Origin of the sequence: Shinella fusca, assembly GCF_014203155.1 — a bacterium.
GTDB classification, from domain to species: domain Bacteria; phylum Pseudomonadota; class Alphaproteobacteria; order Rhizobiales; family Rhizobiaceae; genus Shinella; species Shinella fusca.
In genome coordinates this window covers 1-19012 of sequence record NZ_JACHIK010000019.1, presented here as the reverse complement: position 1 = coordinate 19012, position 19012 = coordinate 1, and the positions used below count along the sequence as shown (strand labels likewise).

The window sequence follows — 19012 nt, the reverse complement described above, 5'->3', positions numbered from 1 at the left end:
CTGCCATCGTCCTGCAAGAGCCGATCCTGGGCAGGCCTGCCCGGCAGAGGGAAAAGTGCGGGACGAACGAAGCACGATGACCGACCGGAATGCCTCATTATCCCTGCGCGGGCTGGGATACTACATCCCCGCCATCGTCACGGCCGTCGCCGTCCTGGTCGCCGCCCTCCTCGCCGACGTCCAGAAGCGGCGGCTCGAAGAGGAGTACCTGCGCTCCTTCACCACCGAGCAGATCGGCCTGCTGCGCTCGCGCCTGCAGGGCAACATCCTCGGCAACGTGAAGCTCGTGCAGGGGCTCGTCGCGACGCTCTCGACCGAGCCGGACATGTCGCCGGCCCGCTTCGCCGATCTTGCCGGCCGCATCTTCGGTGAGGAGAACCAGCTTCGCAACCTCGCCATCGCGCCGGATTTCGTCGTCTCCCTCGCCTATCCCCTCAAGGGCAACGAGCGCAGCATCGGCCTCGACTACCGCAAGAATGCGCAGCAGCGCGCCGCCGCTCTCCAGGTGCGCGACCTCGACAAGCTGATCGTCACCGGCCCGGTCGATCTCGTGCAGGGCGGGCGCGGCGTCATCGCGCGCTACCCCATCCATGCGGGCCGAGACAACGCCTTCTACGGCATCGCATCGGCGGTGATCGACCTCGACAGGCTGCTCGACGCCAGCGGCTTCAAGGACGACATGCGCATCGCCGTCTCGCTTTCCAGCCGCGCGCGCGACGGCGGCAGGGCGCGCCTGTTCTTCAGCACGCGGGCGCCGGTCGACGCCGACCCGGTGGTGATGACGATCGACATCGGCCATGAGGTCTGGACCATGGCCGCGGCGCCGGTGAATGGCTGGGCCCACACGACCGCCGGCCTCGGCCTCTTCCGCGGCGGGCTGGCGCTCCTTGCCCTCATCATCGTCGCGCCGATGTTCTGGGTCGGCTATCTGATGAAGGATCGCCATAGGCATATCCTGGCGCTGCAGGACCGTGAAGACAGGCTGGAAGCCGTCTCGCAGCGCCTGCAGCTTGCGCTCGACGCCTCCCGCGTCGGCGTGTGGGAATACGATACGGAGACGGGCACCCTCTCCTGGGACGCGCGCATGCGCGCCCTCTACGGCGTGCCGGCCGGCCGGCCCGTCTGCAAATACGAGGACTGGCGCGCGGCGCTCCACCCAGAGGATATCGAGGAGGCCGAGCGCGTCTTCACCGAGGCCATCGAGACGGAAAGGCCCTATATCACCGAATTCCGCGTGCTGAACCGGGACGGCAAGGTCCATCATATCCGCGCGCACGGCATGACCTACCGCTCCTCCTCCGGCACCAAGCGCATCGTCGGCGCCAATTGGGATGTGACGGAAGACACCCTCCTTCGGGCCGAACTGCTCCAGGCCAAGCTGACCGCCGAGGCGCAGAACCGGGCGCTGGAGGACGCGCGGCTCGTGCTGGAGCACAATTCGCTGCACGACGCGCTCACCCGCCTGCCGAACCGGCGCTTCCTCGACCAGCAGCTCGCGCTTGCCGGCGACGGCCGCCCGCTGACCCTGCTGCACATCGACCTCGACCGCTTCAAGGACATCAACGACACGCTCGGCCATGCCGCCGGCGACGAGGTGCTCAAGCAGGCCGCCCGGGTGCTGCGCGCCAAGGCGCCGCAGGAGGATTTCATCGCCCGCATCGGCGGCGACGAGTTCGTGCTGCTCTCGCGCCGCGACCCGGCCGATGCCGATTTCTCCGCCCTTTCGGCCTGCCTGATCCAGGCGATCAGCGAGCCGATGGCGATCGACGGCCACGACTGTCGCATCGGCGCCAGCATCGGCATCGCCACCCGCGGCGAGCCGGACGAATCCGCCGACCAGCTTCTCGTCAACGCCGACATCGCGCTCTACGAGGCCAAGCGCCGCGGGCGCAACCGCGTGGAGGCTTTCAACGACGACCTGCGCCTGCGCACCGTGGAGGCCAAAAGGCTTGGCGACGCTATCCTGCGCGGCCTCGAGCGCGGCGAGTTCCGGCCCTTCTTCCAGCCGCAGTTCGATGCGCAGACGCTCGAGATCGTCGGCGTGGAAGCGCTTGCCCGCTGGGAGCATCCCACGCGCGGTTTCATCCCGCCGGACGTCTTCCTGCCCGTCGCCGAAAGCCTCAACGTCGTTTCGCAGATCGACGAGACCATTCTCGACCAGGCGCTGTTCCAGGCCGCGCGCTGGGAGGCGCACGATCTCGGCATCCCGTGCGTCTCGGTCAACGTCTCCTGCCAGCGCCTGCACGAGGAAGGCCTCGTCGACAAGCTGAGATCGATGAACCTGCGGCCCGGCACGCTGACCTTCGAACTGCTGGAATCGATCTCCTTCGACACGGCCGACGACGCGCTGAAACAGGCGATCGAGGAGATCAAGGCGCTCGGCATCGATATCGAGATCGACGATTTCGGCACCGGCCATGCCTCCATCGTCAGCCTCCTGGAACTGTCGCCCAAGCGGCTGAAGATCGACCGCCGGCTCGTTCTGCCGCTGCTCGAATCCACCGCGCAGCAGAGCCTCGTGCGCTCCATCGTCGAGATCGGCAAGGTACGCGGCATCGAGACGGTGGCCGAGGGTGTGGAAACGCTCGCCCATGCCGATCTCCTGCGCCGCCTCGGCTGCCACGCCCTGCAGGGCTACGCCTTCGCGCGGCCGATGAGCGCGGAAGACTTCCTTTCCTTCGCAAAGGCGCGGGACTGGAAGCCGGCCGCTAGCGCTGCAGCAGCAGGCTGAGGGCGTCGGCGACGGCGCGGCCGTCGTGGTTGCCGCGCTGCCAGGGGTCCTCGAATTCGCCGATCAGCGCCTCCGCGCCGAGATGCGCAGAGGCCTCCTCCAGCGCGCCGTTGCCGAGATAGGCGAAGGCCCCGACCGTCTTCTCGAAGGGCAGGAGCTGGCGGTTGGCGAGCACATGGGTGAAGGGCCGCACGTCCGCCCCACCCCGCGCGCGCCAGAGTCCGGCGGCGATCTCCAGCATGCGTGCAAGGTCCAGCCCGCGCGTCTCGCGGCATTGCAGGATGTTGCCGATGAAGATGCGCCGGGCATGGATGTTGCGTGCGATGGCCGGCACGACGCCCTCGACGAGGAAATGCGGCAGCACGCTGGTGAAGAAGCTGCCCGGTCCGAAGACGATGGCATCGGCGCTTTCAAGGCTCTCGATCACCGCCTCGTTGGCCGGCACGCCTCCGCCAGCGGCCGTAAGCGATACCTCGCGGATACCCGTCCGGCTCTGCCCGTCGTCGAGCCCCGTCACGCGATGCTGGCCTTCCACGCGGCTGCCGTCGTTCAGCACGGCGGAGAGCGCCACACCGTCCGCCGCCGTCGATGGCCAGACATGGCCCGTCACGTCGCAGAGCTTGCGGAAGACGAAGATGGCGGTGTTGATGTCGCTGTTATGGGCGAGATGCGCGCCGGTGAGGATGAAATTGCCGATGCTGCCGTTGCGGAAATCGAAATCCGCCCCGATGGCCGCCCGGAAGGTGCGAAGGTAATTGAGGATCGCGCCGCGAAGGCCCGGCTCCATGCGCTCCAGGAGCGGATGGCGGCCCTCCGCATAGAGCGAGAATTCGGTGCGGGCATCTGCCTCCGCCCCGCTGGTGAGCCGCGCGTTGCAGACCTTGACGACGTCGCCCGCCCGCCCCTCGCCATGTGCCATGGTCATCAGCGCCTGCCGGATATCACCGACGGCCAGCACGCCGAGGCTTTCGCGGATGACCTTGGAACTGCCGCCGCTGTCCCAGGCCGGCACGATGCGCGTCAGCCGCACCGGCTTGGAGCAGAGCGCAAGATTGGTCGAGCGGCAGGCGGTGCCGCCCGAAAAAAGCACGATATGCGGCAAGCGGCCTTCGGCCATTCCGTCTCTCCGAAATTATGGCGCGATGTTGTAGGCCGCCCCGATCAGGGTTCTGGTATAGGCCGCCCGCGGCGCGCTGAAAATGGCGTCCGTCGGCCCCTCCTCGACGATCCTGCCGTCCTTCATCACCACGACATAGTCGGACATGGCGCGCACCACCGAAAGGTCATGGCTGATGAAGACGTAGGAAAGGCCGTAGCGGGCCTGGAGATCGCGCAGGAGCTCGATCACCTGGCCCTGCACCGAGCGGTCGAGCGCCGAGGTCGGCTCGTCGAGCACCACGGCCTGCGGCTTCAGGATCATCGCCCGGGCGATGGCGATGCGCTGGCGCTGGCCGCCGGAGAATTCGTGCGGATAGCGGTTGCGCGCCGCCGGATCGAGGCCGACCTCCTTCAGCGCCTCGATGGCCCGCTTGTCGCGCTCTGCGCGCGAAAGCTGCGGCTCGTGGACGTAAAGCCCCTCGGTGATGATCTCGCCCACCGTCTGACGCGGCGAGAGCGAGCCGTAGGGATCCTGGAAGACGAGTTGCATGCTGCGCCGAAGCGGGCGCATGCCGGCACGATCGAGCCCGGAAATGTCCGTCCTGCCGAAACGGTAGGCGCCCTCGCTGGCGATGAGGCGCAGCAGCGCGCGGCCGAGCGTCGACTTGCCGGAGCCCGATTCCCCGACGACGCCGATGGTCTGGCCCTCGTGCAGGCTGATCGTGACATCGTCGACGGCGCGGAAGGTGGAGGCCCGCTTCTTCAGGAGCCCGCCGTCGATCCTGTAGTCGACGACGACGTTGCGGCCTTCGAGGATGATCGGCGCATTGTCCGGCGGCGCTGCCTTGCGGCCGGAGGGCTCGGCCTCGATCAGCATGCGCGTGTAGTCGGCCTTGGGAGTCTCGAAGAGCTCGCCCGTCGCCCCCTGCTCCACCACCTCGCCGCGCCGCATGACGACGACCCGCTCGGCGAAGTGCCGGACGATGCCGAGATCGTGCGTGATGAGCACGATGGCCATGTCGAAACGCTTCTGCAGGTCGCGCAGGAGTTTGAGGATCTGCGCCTGGATCGTCACGTCGAGCGCCGTCGTCGGCTCGTCGGCGATCAGGATGTCCGGCTCGTTGGCGAGCGCCATGGCGATCATGATGCGCTGGCGCTGGCCGCCGGACATTTCGTGCGGATAGCTGTCGATGCGGCGTTCGGGATCGGGAATGCCGACCAGCTTCAGGAGCTCCAGGACGCGCGGGCGCGCCGCTTTCTGCGTGCCGCCGCGGTGATGCACGATCACCTCGGCGATCTGCTTGCCGATGGGATAGAGCGGATCGAGCGAGGTCATCGGCTCCTGGAAGATCATGGTGATCTTCGCGCCGCGGATGGCGTTGAGCGCCTTCGGATCGAGCCCGACCATCTCCTGCCCGCGATACGTCGCCGAGCCCGTGACAGTGCCGTTGGCGGCAAGAAGGCCCATGATGCCCATCATGGTCTGGCTCTTGCCGGAGCCGCTCTCGCCCACCACCGCCAGCGTCTCGCCGGGGCGCACGTCGAGGTCGATGCCCTTGACCGCGTTCACGTCGCCGTCCGGCGTCGTGAAGGAGACCTTGAGGTCGCGGACGGACAGGATCGGCTCCATGGCTTTCGTTTCCTCCGTCATGTCAGCGGTCCTTCGGGTCGAATGCGTCGCGCAGGCCGTCGCCGACGAAATTCAGCGAAAAGAGCGTGACGACGAAGAAGATGGCGGGGAAGACGAGCAGCCACGGCGCCGACTGCATGTTGTTGGCGCCTTCCGCGATCAGCGAGCCCCAGCTCGTCAGCGGCGCCTGAACGCCGAGGCCGAGGAAGGAGAGGAAGCTTTCGAGCAGGATCACCTTCGGCACGATGACCGTGATGAAGATGACGACCGGGCCGATCGTGTTGGGGATGACGTGCCGGCGGATGATCTGCCAGTCGGTGAGCCCGAGCGCTTCCGCCGCGCCGATGAACTCCCGCCGCTTCAAGGACAGCGTCTGGCCGCGCACGATGCGGGCCATGTCCAGCCATTCCACCGCGCCGATGACGATGAAGATCAGGACGAAGCTGCGCCCGAAGAAGACGACCAGCACCACGACGAGGAAGACGAAGGGCAGCGAATAGAGGATCTCGACGAAGCGCATCATCACATTGTCGATGCGCCCGCCCATATAGCCGGAGATCGCGCCGTAGACGACGCCGATGCCGAGCGAGACGAGGCTGGCGAGGAGGCCGACCGCAATCGAGATCTGCCCGCCGAGCATGACGCGCGCCATCAGGTCGCGCCCGTTGGTATCGGTGCCGAACAGGAAATATTCCCGGTCGACCACGCCCGTGAGCGTCAGCTTGCGGCCGTCGTCCTCGCTGGCCGCGACCTCGGTCTTGTCGAACTCGTTGGCGCGGTCGAAATAGCGCGCCGCGCGCGGATCGATCGGATCCCTGGCGGTGACGACGGCCGTGAAGGTCTCGCCCTCGACGGAGAAGGATTGCAACTCGACGCGCGCACGGGCCGCGACCCGCTTCGTCGCCTCCTCCAGCGCATCGGCGCCCGGCCGCGGCTCGAGGTTCGGCGGGGTGGTGACGTAGGAGGAGAAGACCTGATCGTAGCTGTGGCTGATGACGAACGGCCCAAGGAAGGAGAAGCAGGCGATCAGCACCAGCATGACGGAACCCGCCATGGCGGGGCGGTTGCGGCGGAAGCGCAGGAGCGCGAGCTGGAAGAGGCTGCGGCCCTTCACCTCGGCCGCCGGGGACGGGGAGACGGCGGCGTCAGTCATGGCGAACCCTCGGATCGAGCAGGCCATAGAGAATGTCGACAGCCAGGTTGAAGACGATGACGAAGATGGCGATCAAGACGACCGTGCCCATGACGAGCGTATAGTCGCGGTTGATCGCGCCGAGCACGAAATAGCGCCCGACGCCGGGAATGGTGAAGATGGTCTCGACCACCGCCGAGCCCGTCAGGAGCGCGGCCGCGCAGGGTGCGAGATAGGAGACGATCGGCAGCATGGCGCCGCGCATGGCATGCACCACCACCACGGACCTTGCCGGCAGGCCGTAGGCCCGCGCGGTGCGGATATGGTCGGTGCGCAGCGCCTCGATCATCGAGCCGCGGGTCAGCCGCGCGAAGACGGCAAGCTGCGGCAAGGCGAGCGCGATCATCGGCAGGATGAGGAAGCGCAGCGACCCGTCGCCCCAGCCGCCGGCCGGCAGCCAGGAGAGCATGATGGCGAAGATCAGCGTCAGCACCGGGCCGACGACGAAGTTCGGCACCGTCACGCCGATGGTCGCCACCGACATGACGGAAAAATCGAGGAGGCTGTTCTGCCGCAGCGCCGCGATGGTGCCGACGATGACGCCGCCGACGAGCGCCAGCAGCAGGGCATAGAAGCCGAGCTCCATCGAATAGGGCAGGCCCTTGCCGATGAGCTCGGCGACGGAATTGTCCTTGTAGACGTAGCTCGGGCCGAAGTCGCCGGTCACGGCGTTGCCCATATAGGTGAGATATTGCCGCCAGAGCGGCTGATCGAGCTGGTAGGCCCGCATCAGGTTTTCCATCGTGGCGGGCGGAAGGGGACGCTCGAGGTTGAACGGTCCGCCGGGCGCAAAGCGCATGAGGAAGAACGAGATGGTGACGACGATGAACAGCGTCGGCACGGCGCTGGCAAGGCGCCGCAGAACAAAGGAAAGCATGGCTGGCACTCCCTGAAGCGCGGTGCGCGGCCGGTCAGGCCGCGCACCGGCCGCGGATCATTCAGAAACGCTGAGGAAGCGGCTCAGGTGCTGGTCGGCGGCATTGTCCTGCCACCCCTGAACCTTGCTGGAGACCAGCCACAGGTCGGCCTGCGCGAGGAGCGGGGCGATGGGCTGCTCCTTCATGAGCAGGGCTTCGGCATCGTGCAGCACCTTGGCGCGGGCCGCCGGATCGCGCTCCTCATACGACTTCTTCATCAGCGCGTCATAGTCGGCGTTGTTGAACTGGCCGTAGTTGAAGGTCTTGTTGCCGCTCGTCGAAAGGGCAAGGAAGTTCTCCGCATCCGCATAGTCGGCGACCCAGCCGGCGCGCGCCACGTTGAACTTGCCGCCCTCCTGGAGGTAGGCGTAGTGCGAGGAGACGTCGAGATTGACGAGCGAGACGTCCGCACCGAACGTGTTCTTCCACATGTCGGCAACGGCCGTCGCCACGCGCTCGTGGTTCGGGTTGGTGTTGTAGCGGATCTCGATCTTCAGCGGCTTGCCGCCCTCGCCGTAGCCGGCCTCCTTCATCAGTTCGAGCGCCTTGTCCTCACGGTCGAGCTGGGAGAGGTCGGCGAAATCGGCCTTGGCCGGCTCATAGCCCTGGATGCCCGGAGGCACCATGGAATAGGCCGGGATCTGCGAGCCGGAATAGATCTCCTTGGCAAGGAAGTCGCGGTCGACGGCCATGGAAAGGGCCCGGCGCACGTTGACGTCGCTATAGGGCTCCTGGCGGGTGTCGAAGGCGTAGTAATAGGTAGCAAGCGTCGGCGAGACGTGGACCTCGTCGCCATAGCTCTTCTTCAGCCGCTCGATCTGGTCGGCGGAGAAGTTGTAGACGAGGTCCATTTCCTTGGCCTCGAAGCGGCGCACGGACGCGGCCTGGTCGTCGATCGGGTAGAAGACCACCTTGTCGAGCTTGACGTTGGCGGCGTCCCAGTAGTTCGGGTTCTTCTCGACGACGAGGTTGTCGTTCGGAACGTGACTGACGAGCTTGAAGGCGCCGTTGGAGACCATCGTGCCGGGCTTGACGAAGTCCGCGCCGTTCTTCTCGACGCTCGCCTTGGAGACCGGCAGCGCCGTCTGGTGCGCGAGCAGCTCCAGGAAGAAGGGCGTCGGGCGCTCCAGCGTGACTTCCACGGTCTTGGCGTCGACGGCCTTCACACCGAGCTGGTCGAGGCCGGCCTCGCCCTTGTTGACCTTCTCGGCGTTCTTGATCGGGTAAAGGATATTGGCGTAGCCGGCGGCGGTCTTCGGGTCCTCGACGCGCGTGAAGGAGAAGACGAAGTCGTCCGCCGTCACCGGGGAGCCGTCCGACCACTTGGCGTTCTCGCGCAGCTTGAAGGTGTAGACCGTTCCGTCGTCGGAAACCGTCCAGCTCTCCGCGGCGCCGGGAACGATCTTGCCGGCAGCGTCATAGACCGTCAGGCCCTCGTAGAGGTCCTTCAGGATGAACTCCTCGATGTTGATGGAGGTATGCGCCTGGTCGAGCGTCTGCGGCTCGCCGGCATTGCCGCGGTGAAGCACCGCCTCGGCGAATGCCGGGCTCGCGCCGATGAGGATCGCACCGGCCAGAAGCGCCGCACGCAAGCCAAGAATTCTGTTTGCCATTTGTTTTTCCTTCCCCGTTGTTGTTTTTGGGTGCCACATCAATTGTCCTAGTTTGCCGGCTTGGCAAGTCCCCGCAAACAGGAAATGCACAGGCCTCGCATGGCCCCGAAGGACAGGCGAAATGCCGGCTTTGGCCGTAGAAAGCCGCAAAAAATGAGAAAAATATTTGCCTTTGCCCAAATAAATCGCAGTTTTCTGCCCATCGTTTCGCATGGATTTCTGCGAATGATCGGCCATCGAATTCACAACCGGAAACGGAGTTCCAAATGAACTGGTTGAAGACCCTCGCCGCCGCAGCGGCCCTCCAGGCCGCCGTCCTCGCCCCCGCCCATGCGGGCGAAAACCTCGCCGCCATCAAGAGCGCCGGCGCGCTGAAGATCGGCACGGAAGGCACCTACGCCCCCTTCACCTACCATGACGCCGACGGCAAGCTGGTCGGCTTCGACGTGGAGATCGGCGAAGCCGTCGCCGAAAAGCTCGGCGTCAAGGCCGAGTTCCTCGAAGGCAAGTGGGACGGCCTCATCGCCGGCCTCGACGCCAACCGCTACGACACCGTGATCAACCAGGTCGGCATCACCGAGGAGCGCAAGAAGAAGTACGACTTCTCCGAGCCCTACATCGCCTCCAAGGCCGTGCTGATCGTGCGGGCCGACGACGACAGCATCAAGGGGTTTTCCGACCTCAAGGGCAAGAAGGCCGCCCAGTCGCTGACCAGCAACTTCGGCAAGCTCGCCCAGCAGTCGGGCGCCGAGCTCGTCGGCACCGACGGCTTCGACCAGTCGATCCAGCTCGTGCTGACCGGCCGTGCCGACGCCACGATCAACGACAGCCTGTCCTTCCTCGACTTCAAGAAGCACAAGCCCGACGCCAACGTGAAGATCGCCGCCGAGCAGGAAGGCGCCGACTATTCCGGCATCATCATCCGCAAGGGCGAGCCGGAGCTTCTGGACGCGATCAACAAGGCGCTCGCCGACATCAAGGCCGACGGCACCTACCAGAAGATCTCGGACAAGTATTTCGGCCAGGACGTCTCCAAGTAAGTCCTGCCGGGCGGCTCTTCGCGCCGGCCCGTTCCTCGCATATAGATAAACGCACGAACTGGCCGGGTATTGCCCCGGCCAGCCGCATTTCCGGAGGATCGTACCCGTGCCGCCGTGGCTTCAACTGATGCAGGAGTCGCTCGCCCCCCTTCTGTGGGCGGCGCTCGTCTTCACCATTCCGCTGACCCTTGCCTCCTTCGTGCTCGGCCTTGCGCTCGGCCTCCTGACCGCCGTCGCGCGGCTCTTCGCCCCGCGGCCGCTCTCCGATATCGCCCGCTTCTATGTCTGGGTGATCCGCGGCACGCCGCTGCTCGTGCAGCTCTTCGTCATCTTCTACGGCCTGCCGAGCCTCGGCATCCTGCTCGACGCCTTCCCGGCGGCGCTGATCGGCTTCACGCTCAATGTCGGCGCCTATTCCTCCGAGATCGTGCGGGCGGCCATCTCCGCCGTGCCGCGCGGCCAGTGGGAAGCGGCCTACTCCATCGGCATGAGCTGGTCGCAGGCCATGCGCCGCACCGTCCTGCCGCAGGCGACACGCGTCGCCATCCCGCCGCTCTCCAACACCTTCATCTCGCTGGTGAAGGACACCTCGCTCGCCGCCGCCGTCACCGTGCCGGAGCTCTTCCAGACCGCTCAGCGCATCGTCGCCACCACCTACGAGCCGCTGATCCTCTATATCGAGGCGGCGCTGATCTATCTCGCGCTGAGCTCGGTGCTCTCGTCGCTGCAGGTGCGACTCGAGCGGCGCTTCGCCCGCTACGGCGGCTTCCTGGAGGCCCGCACATGATCGAGCTGTCCCATATCGAAAAGCGCTTCGGCGACAACCATGTGCTGCGCGACATCAGCCTCACGCTGGCCGAAGGCACCGTGACCGCGCTGGTCGGCCCGTCCGGCGGCGGCAAGAGCACGCTCCTGCGCTGTATCAACCTCCTGGAAGTGCCGACCTCCGGTGCCATCCGGCTCGGCGAGGAGCGGATCGAGTTCGCCCCCGGCCGCAAGGTCGGCTGGGAGGCGATCCAGAAGCTGCGCCGCCAGACCGGCATGGTCTTCCAGAATTTCCAGCTCTTCCCGCACCAGACGGCCATCGGCAACGTCATGGAAGGCCTCGTGACCGTCCTCAAATGGCCGGCCGGCAAGGCGCGCGCCCGCGCCATGGAGCTGCTGGAGAAAGTGGGCATGGCGCACAAGGCCGAAGCCTGGCCGGCGACGCTGTCCGGCGGCCAGCAGCAGCGCGTGGCGATTGCCCGTGCGCTCGCCCCCTCGCCGCGCGTGCTGCTCTGCGACGAGCCGACCTCCGCGCTCGATCCGGAGCTCGCCGAGGAAGTCGTCGAGGTGCTGAGCCGCCTTGCGCGCGAGGGCACGACCATGGTGATGGCGACGCACGACCTGCGCCTTGCCTCGCGCGTCGCCGACGCCGTCGTCTTCCTCGACGGTGGCGTGGTCGTCGAAGAAGGGCCGCCGCGCGCCATCTTCACCATGCCCGAACGCGAGCGCACGAAGAGGTTCATCGCGTCCCTCAGCGCGCCCCAGAGTTACGACATCTAGGCCGCCGGATGCCGCGGCACGGTGAAAATACGGGTCGCGGCAGTTGCATCATCCGGGCGATTCAAGCACAGTGACGGCGTGTTCGTGTCCCGCCATGCCCCGGCATGCCTTCAGGGGAGAAAGCCTCATGACCAAGAAAACACCCAATCCGATCGACGTTTTCGTCGGCTCCCGCGTCCGCCTTCGCCGCCTCATGGTCGGCATGAGCCAGGAAGCGCTCGCCGACCGGCTGGGCGTGACCTTCCAGCAGGTGCAGAAATACGAGAAGGGCACCAACCGCATCAGCGCCAGCCGCCTGCAGGCGATCTCCGACGTCTTCCGCGTGCCGCCGAGCTTCTTCTTCCAGGACGACGAGAGCGCCGGGCCGAGCACGGCCGTCGGGCAGGAAACCGGCGACGTCTCCACCTTCGTCTCCTCCAAGGAGGGCCTCGACCTCAACCGCGCCTTCCTGAAGATCGAGGATGCTGGCGTGCGCAAGTCGATCATCCAGCTCGCCACCGCCCTTTCGCGGGCCAGCGCCACCGAAGCCGGCGACCGCGCGGAAAACGCTCCGGAACTGCGGATCTGACCCAAAATGCCGGCACGGCTGCAGACGTTCGGCCAGCTGCGCCTGCTCGATGAGGGCGGAAACGACGTCGCCTTTCCCGAAAAGGCGCTGCTGATCCTCTGCTACCTTCGCACGCGCGGCCTTTCCGAAATGTCGCGCGCCGATGCGGCCGGCCTCTTCTGGGACGAGGCGAGCCCCGCCGCCTTCGCCAGCCTCCGCCAGACCGTCTCGCGCGTGCAGAAACGCCAGAACGAGCTCGGCCGGGCCTATCTCGCCTTCACCGAAAGCGCCATCGCCCTTGGGCGCGAGCCCGTGGAATGCGACGTCGAGCAGGTCCGCGAGGGCGCCGGTCTCGGCCTTCTGGTCGAGCTTCTCGCCGAGGATTTCCTGAAATCGGCAAAACCCCGCAACCGAAGCCTCGAAAACTGGATCGCCCTGCAGCGCGCAGGCCACATGGCGCTTCTGCGCCGGGCCCTTGTCGACGGCGGGGAAGACGGCGCCCCGCGGCAGGTCCGCTCCGCCGCCGCCCTCCGCCTTCTGGAAAGGACGCCCGACGACGACGAGGTGCGCGCGCTCCTCATCGGGCGCCCGGCGGCCGTCGGCCTGATGACGCGGGAGCCGCCGGCACAGATCCTCCTGCCGCCGACCGGGGAGGCGCCGCCGCCGCGCCGCAACCCGCCGCGCCTCGTCCTCCTGCCGCCCGTCACCAGCCTTGCCTCGCGTGCGGCGGTCCGCTTTTCCGAAGCGCTGATCGAGGACGTGACGATCGGCCTTTGCGCGCTGCGCTCCATCTCCATCATCGCGCCGCACACCGCCGCGCAGATCTCGCTGCAGGCCGACCGCGCCGCCACCTACGAACGCCACAAGATCAGCTATATCCTGGAGACGCGGCTGCGCGACGAGGGCGAAGGACATACGCTCTTCGCCCAGCTCATCTTCTTCGGCAGCGACGAGGTCATCTGGGCCGACCGCTTCCCGATCTCGGCGGAAGGCCTTGCGCGCTCCCGCCAGATGATCGCCCAGCATGTCGCCGGCGCCATCGCCACGCAGATCGAGCGCAACGAGCTGGTGCGCGGCGACTACGAGCGCGATGCGGATGCCTATCGCAGCTTCCTGATCGGCCAGGGGCACTTGAAGAACCTGGCGCTGCCGGATATCCGCCGCGCCCGCAAGAGCTTCCGCGAGGCCCTGCAGGCCAATGCCGGCTTCGCCCCGGCCATCGGCGGCCTTGCCCGCAGCTATTTTCTCGAATGGCTGGTGACGGCCCGCGGCGACGCCGACCTCCTGCGCCAGGCCGAGCGGCACGCGGAGATGGCCATCCGCGCCGACGAGCGCCTGCCCGCCGGCTACCGCGAACTCGGCGTCGTGAAACTCTACGCCCGCCAGTTCGACGACAGCGCGGCCTATCTCGACCGGGCCGAGGCGCTGAGCCCGCACTATGCCAATGTGATCGCGAGCTATGCCGACACGCTCGTGCAGGCCTCCCGGCCGGATGTGGGCCTGCAGAAGATCGAGCACGCGATCGAGCTCAACCCCCTGCCGCCGGACGAATATTTCTGGACGGCCGCCGGCGCCAGCTATTCGCTCGGGCACTACAGCCAGGCGCTCGACTATATCGGCCGCATGAAGGACCGCACGCCCGCCGACCGCCTTTCGGCGGCGAGCTGGAGCATGCTCGGCGACATGAAGAAGGCCCGGCAGTTCATTCGCCGCACCTACGAGGTGCACCCCGATTTCGACCTCGACTCCTGGATGGCGATCGTGCCTTTCAAGGAGGAGTGGCAGCGCGCGCACTATTACGAGGGCCTGAAGAAGGCCGGTTTCTGATTTTCCAAGGGAGGACTGAACATGGCAAGGCTTGTAGTTCTGGGGATCGAAGGCGATGACGGCCTCTGGGTCGCCGATCTCGATGCCGGCACCGTCACGCAGATCGCCGCGCCGACGACCGGCGCGCTGAAGGCGGCGGACGACCTGCGCAAGGCCGGCGCGTCTGTGGTCAAGGGCGTCAATCTCGCCGCGCTCGCCTCCTCGGCGGACGCCGTGTCCGGCGGGTTCATGGACGTATCCGGCGGCTTCATGGACACATGAGCCGCGGCACCGCGGAAACGGCGGCAGCCTGTTCGGACCGCATCTGCGGCCCCGATGAGACCTGGCGCCGGATCGCGGCGCTGCTGCCCCGCTTCGGCATCACCCGGCTGTCGCGCCTGACGGGGCTCGACCGTCCCGGCATTCCCGTCTGGAACGCCGTGAGCCCGAATGCCCGCTCGATCGTCATCAACCAGGGCAAGGGCATCACGGATATCGACGCCAAGGTCTCCGCCGCCATGGAGGCGCTGGAGCGGGCAGTGGCGGGCGATCCGCTCGTTCCCGCCCGTTCCGCCGCCCGGCGCGACTTCGCCGCGACGGGCGAAACGTGCCTTCCGCTCGACGTCTTCATCGCCGCCGGCCAGCCTTTCGTCGGCGAGGGCGAGACGCTCGACTGGCTGGCCGGCCGCGACGTGGTGACGGGCGCGCGCGTCTGGGTGCCGCAGGAGGCCGTCTGCCTCGACCGCACGGATACGGCCCCGCGCTTCTGGCAATCCTCCGACGGCCTCGCCTCGGGCAATTGCGAGACGGAGGCCATGCTGCACGGCCTGCTGGAGCGCATCGAGCGGGATGCCGACCGGCTGTGGCGCCTCCTGCCACGCGAAAGCCGCCTCGCGGCCGCCATCGATCCCGCGAGCCTTGCCAGTCCCGTCGTCAACGACCTTGCCGCCCGCTTCCACGGCAGCGGCCTCGACCTTCGCCTCTTCGACATCACCAGCGACCTCGCCGTTCCCACCTATGCCGCCGTGCTTGCCGAAAACGGCATCCTGAAGCGGCAGCGCCCGCTCTTCCACGATGCGACGATCGGCTACGGTACCCATCCCGTCGCCGCCCGGGCCGCCATCCGCGCGCTCACCGAGGTCGCCCAGTCGCGGCTGACCTTCATCAGCGGGGCGCGCGACGACCTCTTCGCCGAGACCTTCACCCGGCCATTGCCGGCCGAGACGCTCGCGCTCTTCGAGGCCCGGCCCCGGCCGGCGAAGGCCTACCCCGCTCCGTCGGGCGATGCGGCCGCGCTGCTCGCCTGGTGCCTGGAGCGGCTGGCGGCGGCCGGCATCGGCCCGGTCGTCGCGGTGCCGCTCGGCGATGCCTCCCTTCCCGTCTCGGTGGTCAAGATGGTCGTGCCCGCCCTTGAAAATCCCGAAGGCGCACGCCGCCATGCCGTCGGCCCCCGCGCGCTGTCCCGCATGGTGTTCGGAACGCCATGAAGATCCTCTTCGCCGGCCCCAGCCTGCCCGATGCCCCCCGCCTTTGCGCCGGCGCGGTCGAAGCCCGCCCGCCGGCCGCCCATGGCGACGTTCTTGCCGCGGTGCGCGCAGGCGCAACGGCCATCGGCATCGTCGACGGCAATTTCGAGCATGTCGCGCCCGTCTGGCACAAGGAGATCCTCTATGCGCTGGAGGCGGGTGTCGCCGTCTTCGGCGCGGCCAGCATGGGCGCGCTGCGGGCAGCCGAATGCGACACCTTCGGCATGATCGGCATCGGCGCCATCTACGAGGATTATGCAAGCGGCCGCCGTGTCGACGACGCGGATGTCGCGCTGCTGCACGGGCCGGCCGAGCTCGGCTATCCCGCCCTCTCGCTCGCCCTCGTCAACGTGGAAGCGACGCTCGACCGACTGGAGACGCTGGGACGCCTCGGCGGAAAAGACCTGGAACGCCTTCGCACCGCCGCCCGCGCCCTCTTCTACAAGGACCGGACCTGGCCCGCGATCCTCAGCGGGGCTGGCCTTGCGGAAAACCGCACCGAATTGATACAACTTATCCTCGCAGAAAATGTGGACAGAAAGCGGGAAGATGCACTCGCCCTCCTCGCCGCGCTTCGCGATTGCGGCACGGAAAGCCCTGCAAAACGGGGAGACTGGCGCTTTCGGGCGACATCTCTGTGGCGCATGGCGGCAGATCAACCGGAAACCTGAAAGAACGCGCGTTTTCCCATTCCGCGTGTGTCACGCCCAAGTCACGCGCGAAGCGGAAGTGTCACGCCTATACTCGCCGCGAGGGCTAGAAAAGAGCGTTCGCTCCGGGGGCAGGGACATGGACATCGATACGATCGAGAGTGAAGACCGCAGTCATGAACTGATGGCGCTGGCAAGGCTTGTCGCCTTCGCGCTGGAATCGGCAAAGTCGCTGAACGCGGAGGTCGCCGAGTTCTGCCTGGACAAGGCATTGCATGCCGTGCTCGACCAGATCGACGAGCCGTCGCGCGTCACGCTGACGTCGAGCGACATCATGCTGATGAACCGCTCGCCGCTCTGCTGATCCATTCTCCAAGGCATATCGCACGGCCGGCCCTCGCCTGAGGACCGGCCGTCGATCCCGTTTGCAATCCCCATGCGATTTTTTCTCGATAGGGATGGAATGGAAGCGGCCCGGGTTCCGTATACTGGGGCATGAACGGAAAGACACCCGGCTTCAACGTGATCGGCCAGCTCGGCGCGCTTCGGCGCTATGCGCTCTCGCTCGTGCGCAATGCGGACGAGGCCGAAGACCTCGTGCACGACGCGCTCGTGAAGGCCTATGAGCGGCAGGGAACCTTCCGCACCGGCGCCAATGTGCGCAACTGGCTGATGTCGATCCTGCACAATGCCCATGTCGACCGGCTGCGCCAGCGCCGCTCGCAGGAGCGCCGCCACGATGCCGCCGCCGAGATCGCCGAGGTCGTGGCCCCGCCCGGGCAGGATCACTCGGTGCGCCTCACGCAGCTCCGCAACGCCTTCTTCGCCCTGCCGGAAGAGCAGCGCGCGGCCCTGCACCTGGTCGCCATCGAGGAGCTTTCCTACCAGGAGGCGGCCGAGGCGCTCGGCATTCCCGTCGGCACGCTGATGTCGCGCGTCGCCCGCGCGCGCCAGCGCCTGCGCGCCTTCGAGCAGGGCGAGCGGGCCGGCCCGGGCACCCATCTCAGACTCGTCGGAGGCACTGGCGATGACAAGCAATGATCCCATCCTCGAATCCGACCTCAACGCCTATGTCGACGAGCAGCTCGCCGTCGGCCGGCGCATCGAGGTGGAAGCCTATCTCTCGGAACGGCCGGAGGTCGCCGCGCAGATCATGAAGGACCTGCGCGTGCGCGACGAACTGCGCCTGGCGCTCGCCGACCACCGCACGCCGGGCCGACTGGCGACGCGCGAGGCCGCGCGGCTCCTGGAGCGTTCGCTGTCGCGCCGCCGCGTCTTCACGGGCTTGCGCCGCGCCGCCACCATCGCCCTCTTCGTCGCCGCCGGCTGGGCGGCCCATGCCGCCTTCGGCCCGTTCGGCGCCACGGAGGTCATCGCCTCCACCCCGCCGCCCGCCTTCGTGGAAGAGGCCGTGCGCGCGCACCGCACCACGCTCGTGCGCGACGCCATGGCATCGCAGCCGGAGACCGACGGCTTCGACCCGGCGGAAATCCGCTCCGCGACGGCCATCGTCCTGCCGGACCTGCCGGAGGGCTGGAGCGTGATCGACGCGCAGGTCTACCCCTCCGTCTACGGCCCGAGCGTGGAGCTGGAACTGGAGCCGGAAAAGGGCGAGCGCCTGTCGCTCTTCGCCGTGCGCCCCGGCTCCTTCGCCGTGCAGCAGGTCCTGCTCTTCCACGCCGACAATGCCCGCGCCGCCTACTGGCAGATCGGCGACGTCGCCTATGCGCTGGTCTCGGAAAGCCGCAAGGCCGACGACCTCGCCGGAACCGCGCGGGACCTCCTGCGCACGCTCTACTGATCCCCCCTTCCAAAGGAGAACCACCATGGAACCCATCCAGCAGCGATACGGCCACGGCGCACAGGCGCAGTCGGCCGCCCTCTTCGACGAGGGCCTGCGCCAGCACATGCTGCGCATCTACAACTACATGGGCGCCGGCCTCGTCATCACCGGCCTCGTCGCCTTCGTCGTCGGCTCCACGCCGGCGCTCTACGTGCCGATCTTCACCTCGCCGCTCAAATGGGTGGTGATGCTGGCGCCGCTCGCCTTCGTCTTCTTCTTCTCGTTCAGGATCCAGACGATGTCGGCAAGCGCCGCGCAGATGACCTTCTGGGCCTTCTGCGCCGTCATGGGCCTCTCGCTCGCCTCGGTGTTCCTCGTCTTCACCGGCACGAGCATCGCCCGCACCTTCTTCATCGCCGCCACCATGTTCGGCACGACGAGCCTCTACGGCTACGTGACGAAGCGTGACCTCTCGCAGTTCGGCTCCTTCCTGATGATGGGCCTCATCGGCGTCGTCATCGCCTCCGTGGTCAACATCTTCCTCGGCTCGACCGCACTCCAGTTCGCCATCTCGGTGATCGGCATCGCCGTCTTCGTCGGCCTCACCGCCTGGGACACGCAGAACATCAAGGAGCAGTATGCCGAGAACATCGACCAGGAATCCCAGCAGAAGATGGCCGTCTTCGGCGCGCTCTCCCTCTACCTCAACTTCGTCAACATCTTCCAGCTGCTGTTGAATCTGACGGGCGAGCGGGAGTAGTTTTCCCAAGCCACGTCAAATGGGGCGGCGGGGCTAAGCCCCGCCGTTTTTCTTTCCGCCACCCCCCTCCCTTCTCCTTCGTCATCCTTATCTGTGTATCGCGCGAGAATATTGTATGTTCGCGTTGCGGCAGCGTACCTCGTCATCCCAGGTCGCCAGAGACCGTGTCCGAGC

At 67.1% G+C, this 19012-nt stretch carries 18 protein-coding genes; 13 read left to right on the top strand and 5 right to left on the bottom strand.

Annotation, left to right across the window (positions count from 1 at the left end):
- Window positions 1-76: 76 nt before the first annotated feature.
- A complete protein-coding gene (locus HNQ66_RS20115) occupies window positions 77-2731 on the top strand; it encodes a bifunctional diguanylate cyclase/phosphodiesterase (RefSeq protein WP_184146018.1) in 2655 nt (884 codons plus the stop codon).
- Here HNQ66_RS20115 and HNQ66_RS20110 read toward each other — a convergent pair.
- From HNQ66_RS20110 to HNQ66_RS20090, 5 genes are read right to left on the bottom strand one after another with little or no spacing between them, the layout of a single operon-like run.
- On the bottom strand, window positions 2709-3848 hold the full coding sequence (locus HNQ66_RS20110; protein WP_246434364.1) for a gluconeogenesis factor YvcK family protein: 1140 nt from the start codon (window positions 3846-3848) through the stop codon (window positions 2709-2711). The two genes, HNQ66_RS20115 and HNQ66_RS20110, sit on opposite strands and share 23 nt — an antisense overlap.
- A gap of 15 nt (window positions 3849-3863) precedes the next feature.
- Window positions 3864-5480 (bottom strand): ABC transporter ATP-binding protein, encoded by a 1617-nt coding sequence (locus tag HNQ66_RS20105; protein ID WP_184146015.1) that lies wholly within the window; start codon window positions 5478-5480, stop codon window positions 3864-3866.
- Between the two features lies 1 nt (window position 5481).
- A complete protein-coding gene (locus HNQ66_RS20100; protein ID WP_184146013.1) occupies window positions 5482-6612 on the bottom strand; it encodes an ABC transporter permease in 1131 nt (376 codons plus the stop codon).
- A complete protein-coding gene (gene oppB, locus HNQ66_RS20095; protein ID WP_184146011.1) occupies window positions 6605-7528 on the bottom strand; it encodes an oligopeptide ABC transporter permease OppB in 924 nt (307 codons plus the stop codon). The genes HNQ66_RS20100 and oppB overlap by 8 nt, the downstream gene beginning before the upstream one ends.
- Before the next feature lie 57 nt (window positions 7529-7585).
- Entirely contained in the window at window positions 7586-9181 is a 1596-nt protein-coding gene (locus HNQ66_RS20090) for a peptide ABC transporter substrate-binding protein (protein WP_184146009.1), read from the bottom strand.
- Between the two features lie 266 nt (window positions 9182-9447).
- Here HNQ66_RS20090 and HNQ66_RS20085 point away from each other — a divergent pair, with 266 nt between their 5' ends.
- From HNQ66_RS20085 to HNQ66_RS20030, 12 genes are all read left to right on the top strand, one after another.
- Entirely contained in the window at window positions 9448-10221 is a 774-nt protein-coding gene (locus HNQ66_RS20085) for an amino acid ABC transporter substrate-binding protein (RefSeq protein WP_184146007.1), read from the top strand.
- Between the two features lie 106 nt (window positions 10222-10327).
- Window positions 10328-11008, top strand: a complete 681-nt coding sequence (locus tag HNQ66_RS20080) for an ABC transporter permease subunit (RefSeq protein ID WP_184146005.1) — start codon at window positions 10328-10330, stop codon at window positions 11006-11008.
- Window positions 11005-11766, top strand: coding sequence for an amino acid ABC transporter ATP-binding protein (locus HNQ66_RS20075; RefSeq protein WP_184146003.1), 762 nt, complete (start codon window positions 11005-11007; stop codon window positions 11764-11766). Before HNQ66_RS20080 ends, HNQ66_RS20075 begins: the two co-directional genes overlap by 4 nt.
- A 127-nt stretch (window positions 11767-11893) precedes the next feature.
- On the top strand, window positions 11894-12334 hold the full coding sequence (locus tag HNQ66_RS20070; protein WP_184146001.1) for a helix-turn-helix domain-containing protein: 441 nt from the start codon (window positions 11894-11896) through the stop codon (window positions 12332-12334).
- 6 nt (window positions 12335-12340) lie between these two features.
- Window positions 12341-14140, top strand: a complete 1800-nt coding sequence (locus HNQ66_RS20065) for a hypothetical protein (protein ID WP_184145999.1) — start codon at window positions 12341-12343, stop codon at window positions 14138-14140.
- Window positions 14141-14161: 21 nt separating this feature from the next.
- Window positions 14162-14401 carry a hypothetical protein gene (locus HNQ66_RS20060; RefSeq protein ID WP_184145990.1) on the top strand — a complete coding sequence of 80 codons (240 nt, stop codon included), beginning with the start codon at window positions 14162-14164 and terminating at the stop codon, window positions 14399-14401.
- Window positions 14398-15606, top strand: a complete 1209-nt coding sequence (locus tag HNQ66_RS20055) for a YcaO-like family protein (RefSeq protein ID WP_184145988.1) — start codon at window positions 14398-14400, stop codon at window positions 15604-15606. Before HNQ66_RS20060 ends, HNQ66_RS20055 begins: the two co-directional genes overlap by 4 nt.
- The gene (locus tag HNQ66_RS20050) at window positions 15603-16316 is read left to right on the top strand and encodes a TfuA-like protein (protein WP_184145986.1); all 714 of its coding nucleotides are present in this window, start codon (window positions 15603-15605) and stop codon (window positions 16314-16316) included. Before HNQ66_RS20055 ends, HNQ66_RS20050 begins: the two co-directional genes overlap by 4 nt.
- 118 nt (window positions 16317-16434) lie before the next feature.
- Entirely contained in the window at window positions 16435-16659 is a 225-nt protein-coding gene (locus HNQ66_RS20045) for a hypothetical protein (protein ID WP_184145984.1), read from the top strand.
- A gap of 131 nt (window positions 16660-16790) precedes the next feature.
- The gene (locus HNQ66_RS20040) at window positions 16791-17336 is read left to right on the top strand and encodes a sigma-70 family RNA polymerase sigma factor (protein WP_184145982.1); all 546 of its coding nucleotides are present in this window, start codon (window positions 16791-16793) and stop codon (window positions 17334-17336) included.
- Window positions 17323-18096, top strand: a complete 774-nt coding sequence (locus tag HNQ66_RS20035; protein ID WP_184145980.1) for an anti-sigma factor family protein — start codon at window positions 17323-17325, stop codon at window positions 18094-18096. The genes HNQ66_RS20040 and HNQ66_RS20035 overlap by 14 nt, the downstream gene beginning before the upstream one ends.
- 25 nt (window positions 18097-18121) lie before the next feature.
- Window positions 18122-18838 carry a Bax inhibitor-1/YccA family protein gene (locus tag HNQ66_RS20030; RefSeq protein ID WP_184145978.1) on the top strand — a complete coding sequence of 239 codons (717 nt, stop codon included), beginning with the start codon at window positions 18122-18124 and terminating at the stop codon, window positions 18836-18838.
- Window positions 18839-19012: the final 174 nt, after the last annotated feature.

What these genes read in the sequence shown, in the direction of transcription:
- HNQ66_RS20115 (WP_184146018.1), top strand. Translation starts at nt 77, where the DNA reads ATGACCGACCGGAATGCCTCATTATCCCTGCGCGGGCTGGGATACTAC.
- HNQ66_RS20030 (WP_184145978.1), top strand. Translation starts at nt 18,122, where the DNA reads ATGGAACCCATCCAGCAGCGATACGGCCACGGCGCACAGGCGCAGTCG.
- HNQ66_RS20055 (WP_184145988.1), top strand. Translation starts at nt 14,398, where the DNA reads ATGAGCCGCGGCACCGCGGAAACGGCGGCAGCCTGTTCGGACCGCATC.
- HNQ66_RS20090 (WP_184146009.1), bottom strand. Translation starts at nt 9,181, where the DNA reads ATGGCAAACAGAATTCTTGGCTTGCGTGCGGCGCTTCTGGCCGGTGCG.
- HNQ66_RS20040 (WP_184145982.1), top strand. Translation starts at nt 16,791, where the DNA reads ATGAACGGAAAGACACCCGGCTTCAACGTGATCGGCCAGCTCGGCGCG.
- HNQ66_RS20100 (WP_184146013.1), bottom strand. Translation starts at nt 6,612, where the DNA reads ATGACTGACGCCGCCGTCTCCCCGTCCCCGGCGGCCGAGGTGAAGGGC.
- HNQ66_RS20105 (WP_184146015.1), bottom strand. Translation starts at nt 5,480, where the DNA reads ATGACGGAGGAAACGAAAGCCATGGAGCCGATCCTGTCCGTCCGCGAC.
- HNQ66_RS20050 (WP_184145986.1), top strand. Translation starts at nt 15,603, where the DNA reads ATGAAGATCCTCTTCGCCGGCCCCAGCCTGCCCGATGCCCCCCGCCTT.
- HNQ66_RS20085 (WP_184146007.1), top strand. Translation starts at nt 9,448, where the DNA reads ATGAACTGGTTGAAGACCCTCGCCGCCGCAGCGGCCCTCCAGGCCGCC.
- oppB (WP_184146011.1), bottom strand. Translation starts at nt 7,528, where the DNA reads ATGCTTTCCTTTGTTCTGCGGCGCCTTGCCAGCGCCGTGCCGACGCTG.
- HNQ66_RS20060 (WP_184145990.1), top strand. Translation starts at nt 14,162, where the DNA reads ATGGCAAGGCTTGTAGTTCTGGGGATCGAAGGCGATGACGGCCTCTGG.
- HNQ66_RS20070 (WP_184146001.1), top strand. Translation starts at nt 11,894, where the DNA reads ATGACCAAGAAAACACCCAATCCGATCGACGTTTTCGTCGGCTCCCGC.
- HNQ66_RS20035 (WP_184145980.1), top strand. Translation starts at nt 17,323, where the DNA reads ATGACAAGCAATGATCCCATCCTCGAATCCGACCTCAACGCCTATGTC.
- HNQ66_RS20045 (WP_184145984.1), top strand. Translation starts at nt 16,435, where the DNA reads ATGGACATCGATACGATCGAGAGTGAAGACCGCAGTCATGAACTGATG.
- HNQ66_RS20065 (WP_184145999.1), top strand. Translation starts at nt 12,341, where the DNA reads ATGCCGGCACGGCTGCAGACGTTCGGCCAGCTGCGCCTGCTCGATGAG.
- HNQ66_RS20075 (WP_184146003.1), top strand. Translation starts at nt 11,005, where the DNA reads ATGATCGAGCTGTCCCATATCGAAAAGCGCTTCGGCGACAACCATGTG.
- HNQ66_RS20110 (WP_246434364.1), bottom strand. Translation starts at nt 3,848, where the DNA reads ATGGCCGAAGGCCGCTTGCCGCATATCGTGCTTTTTTCGGGCGGCACC.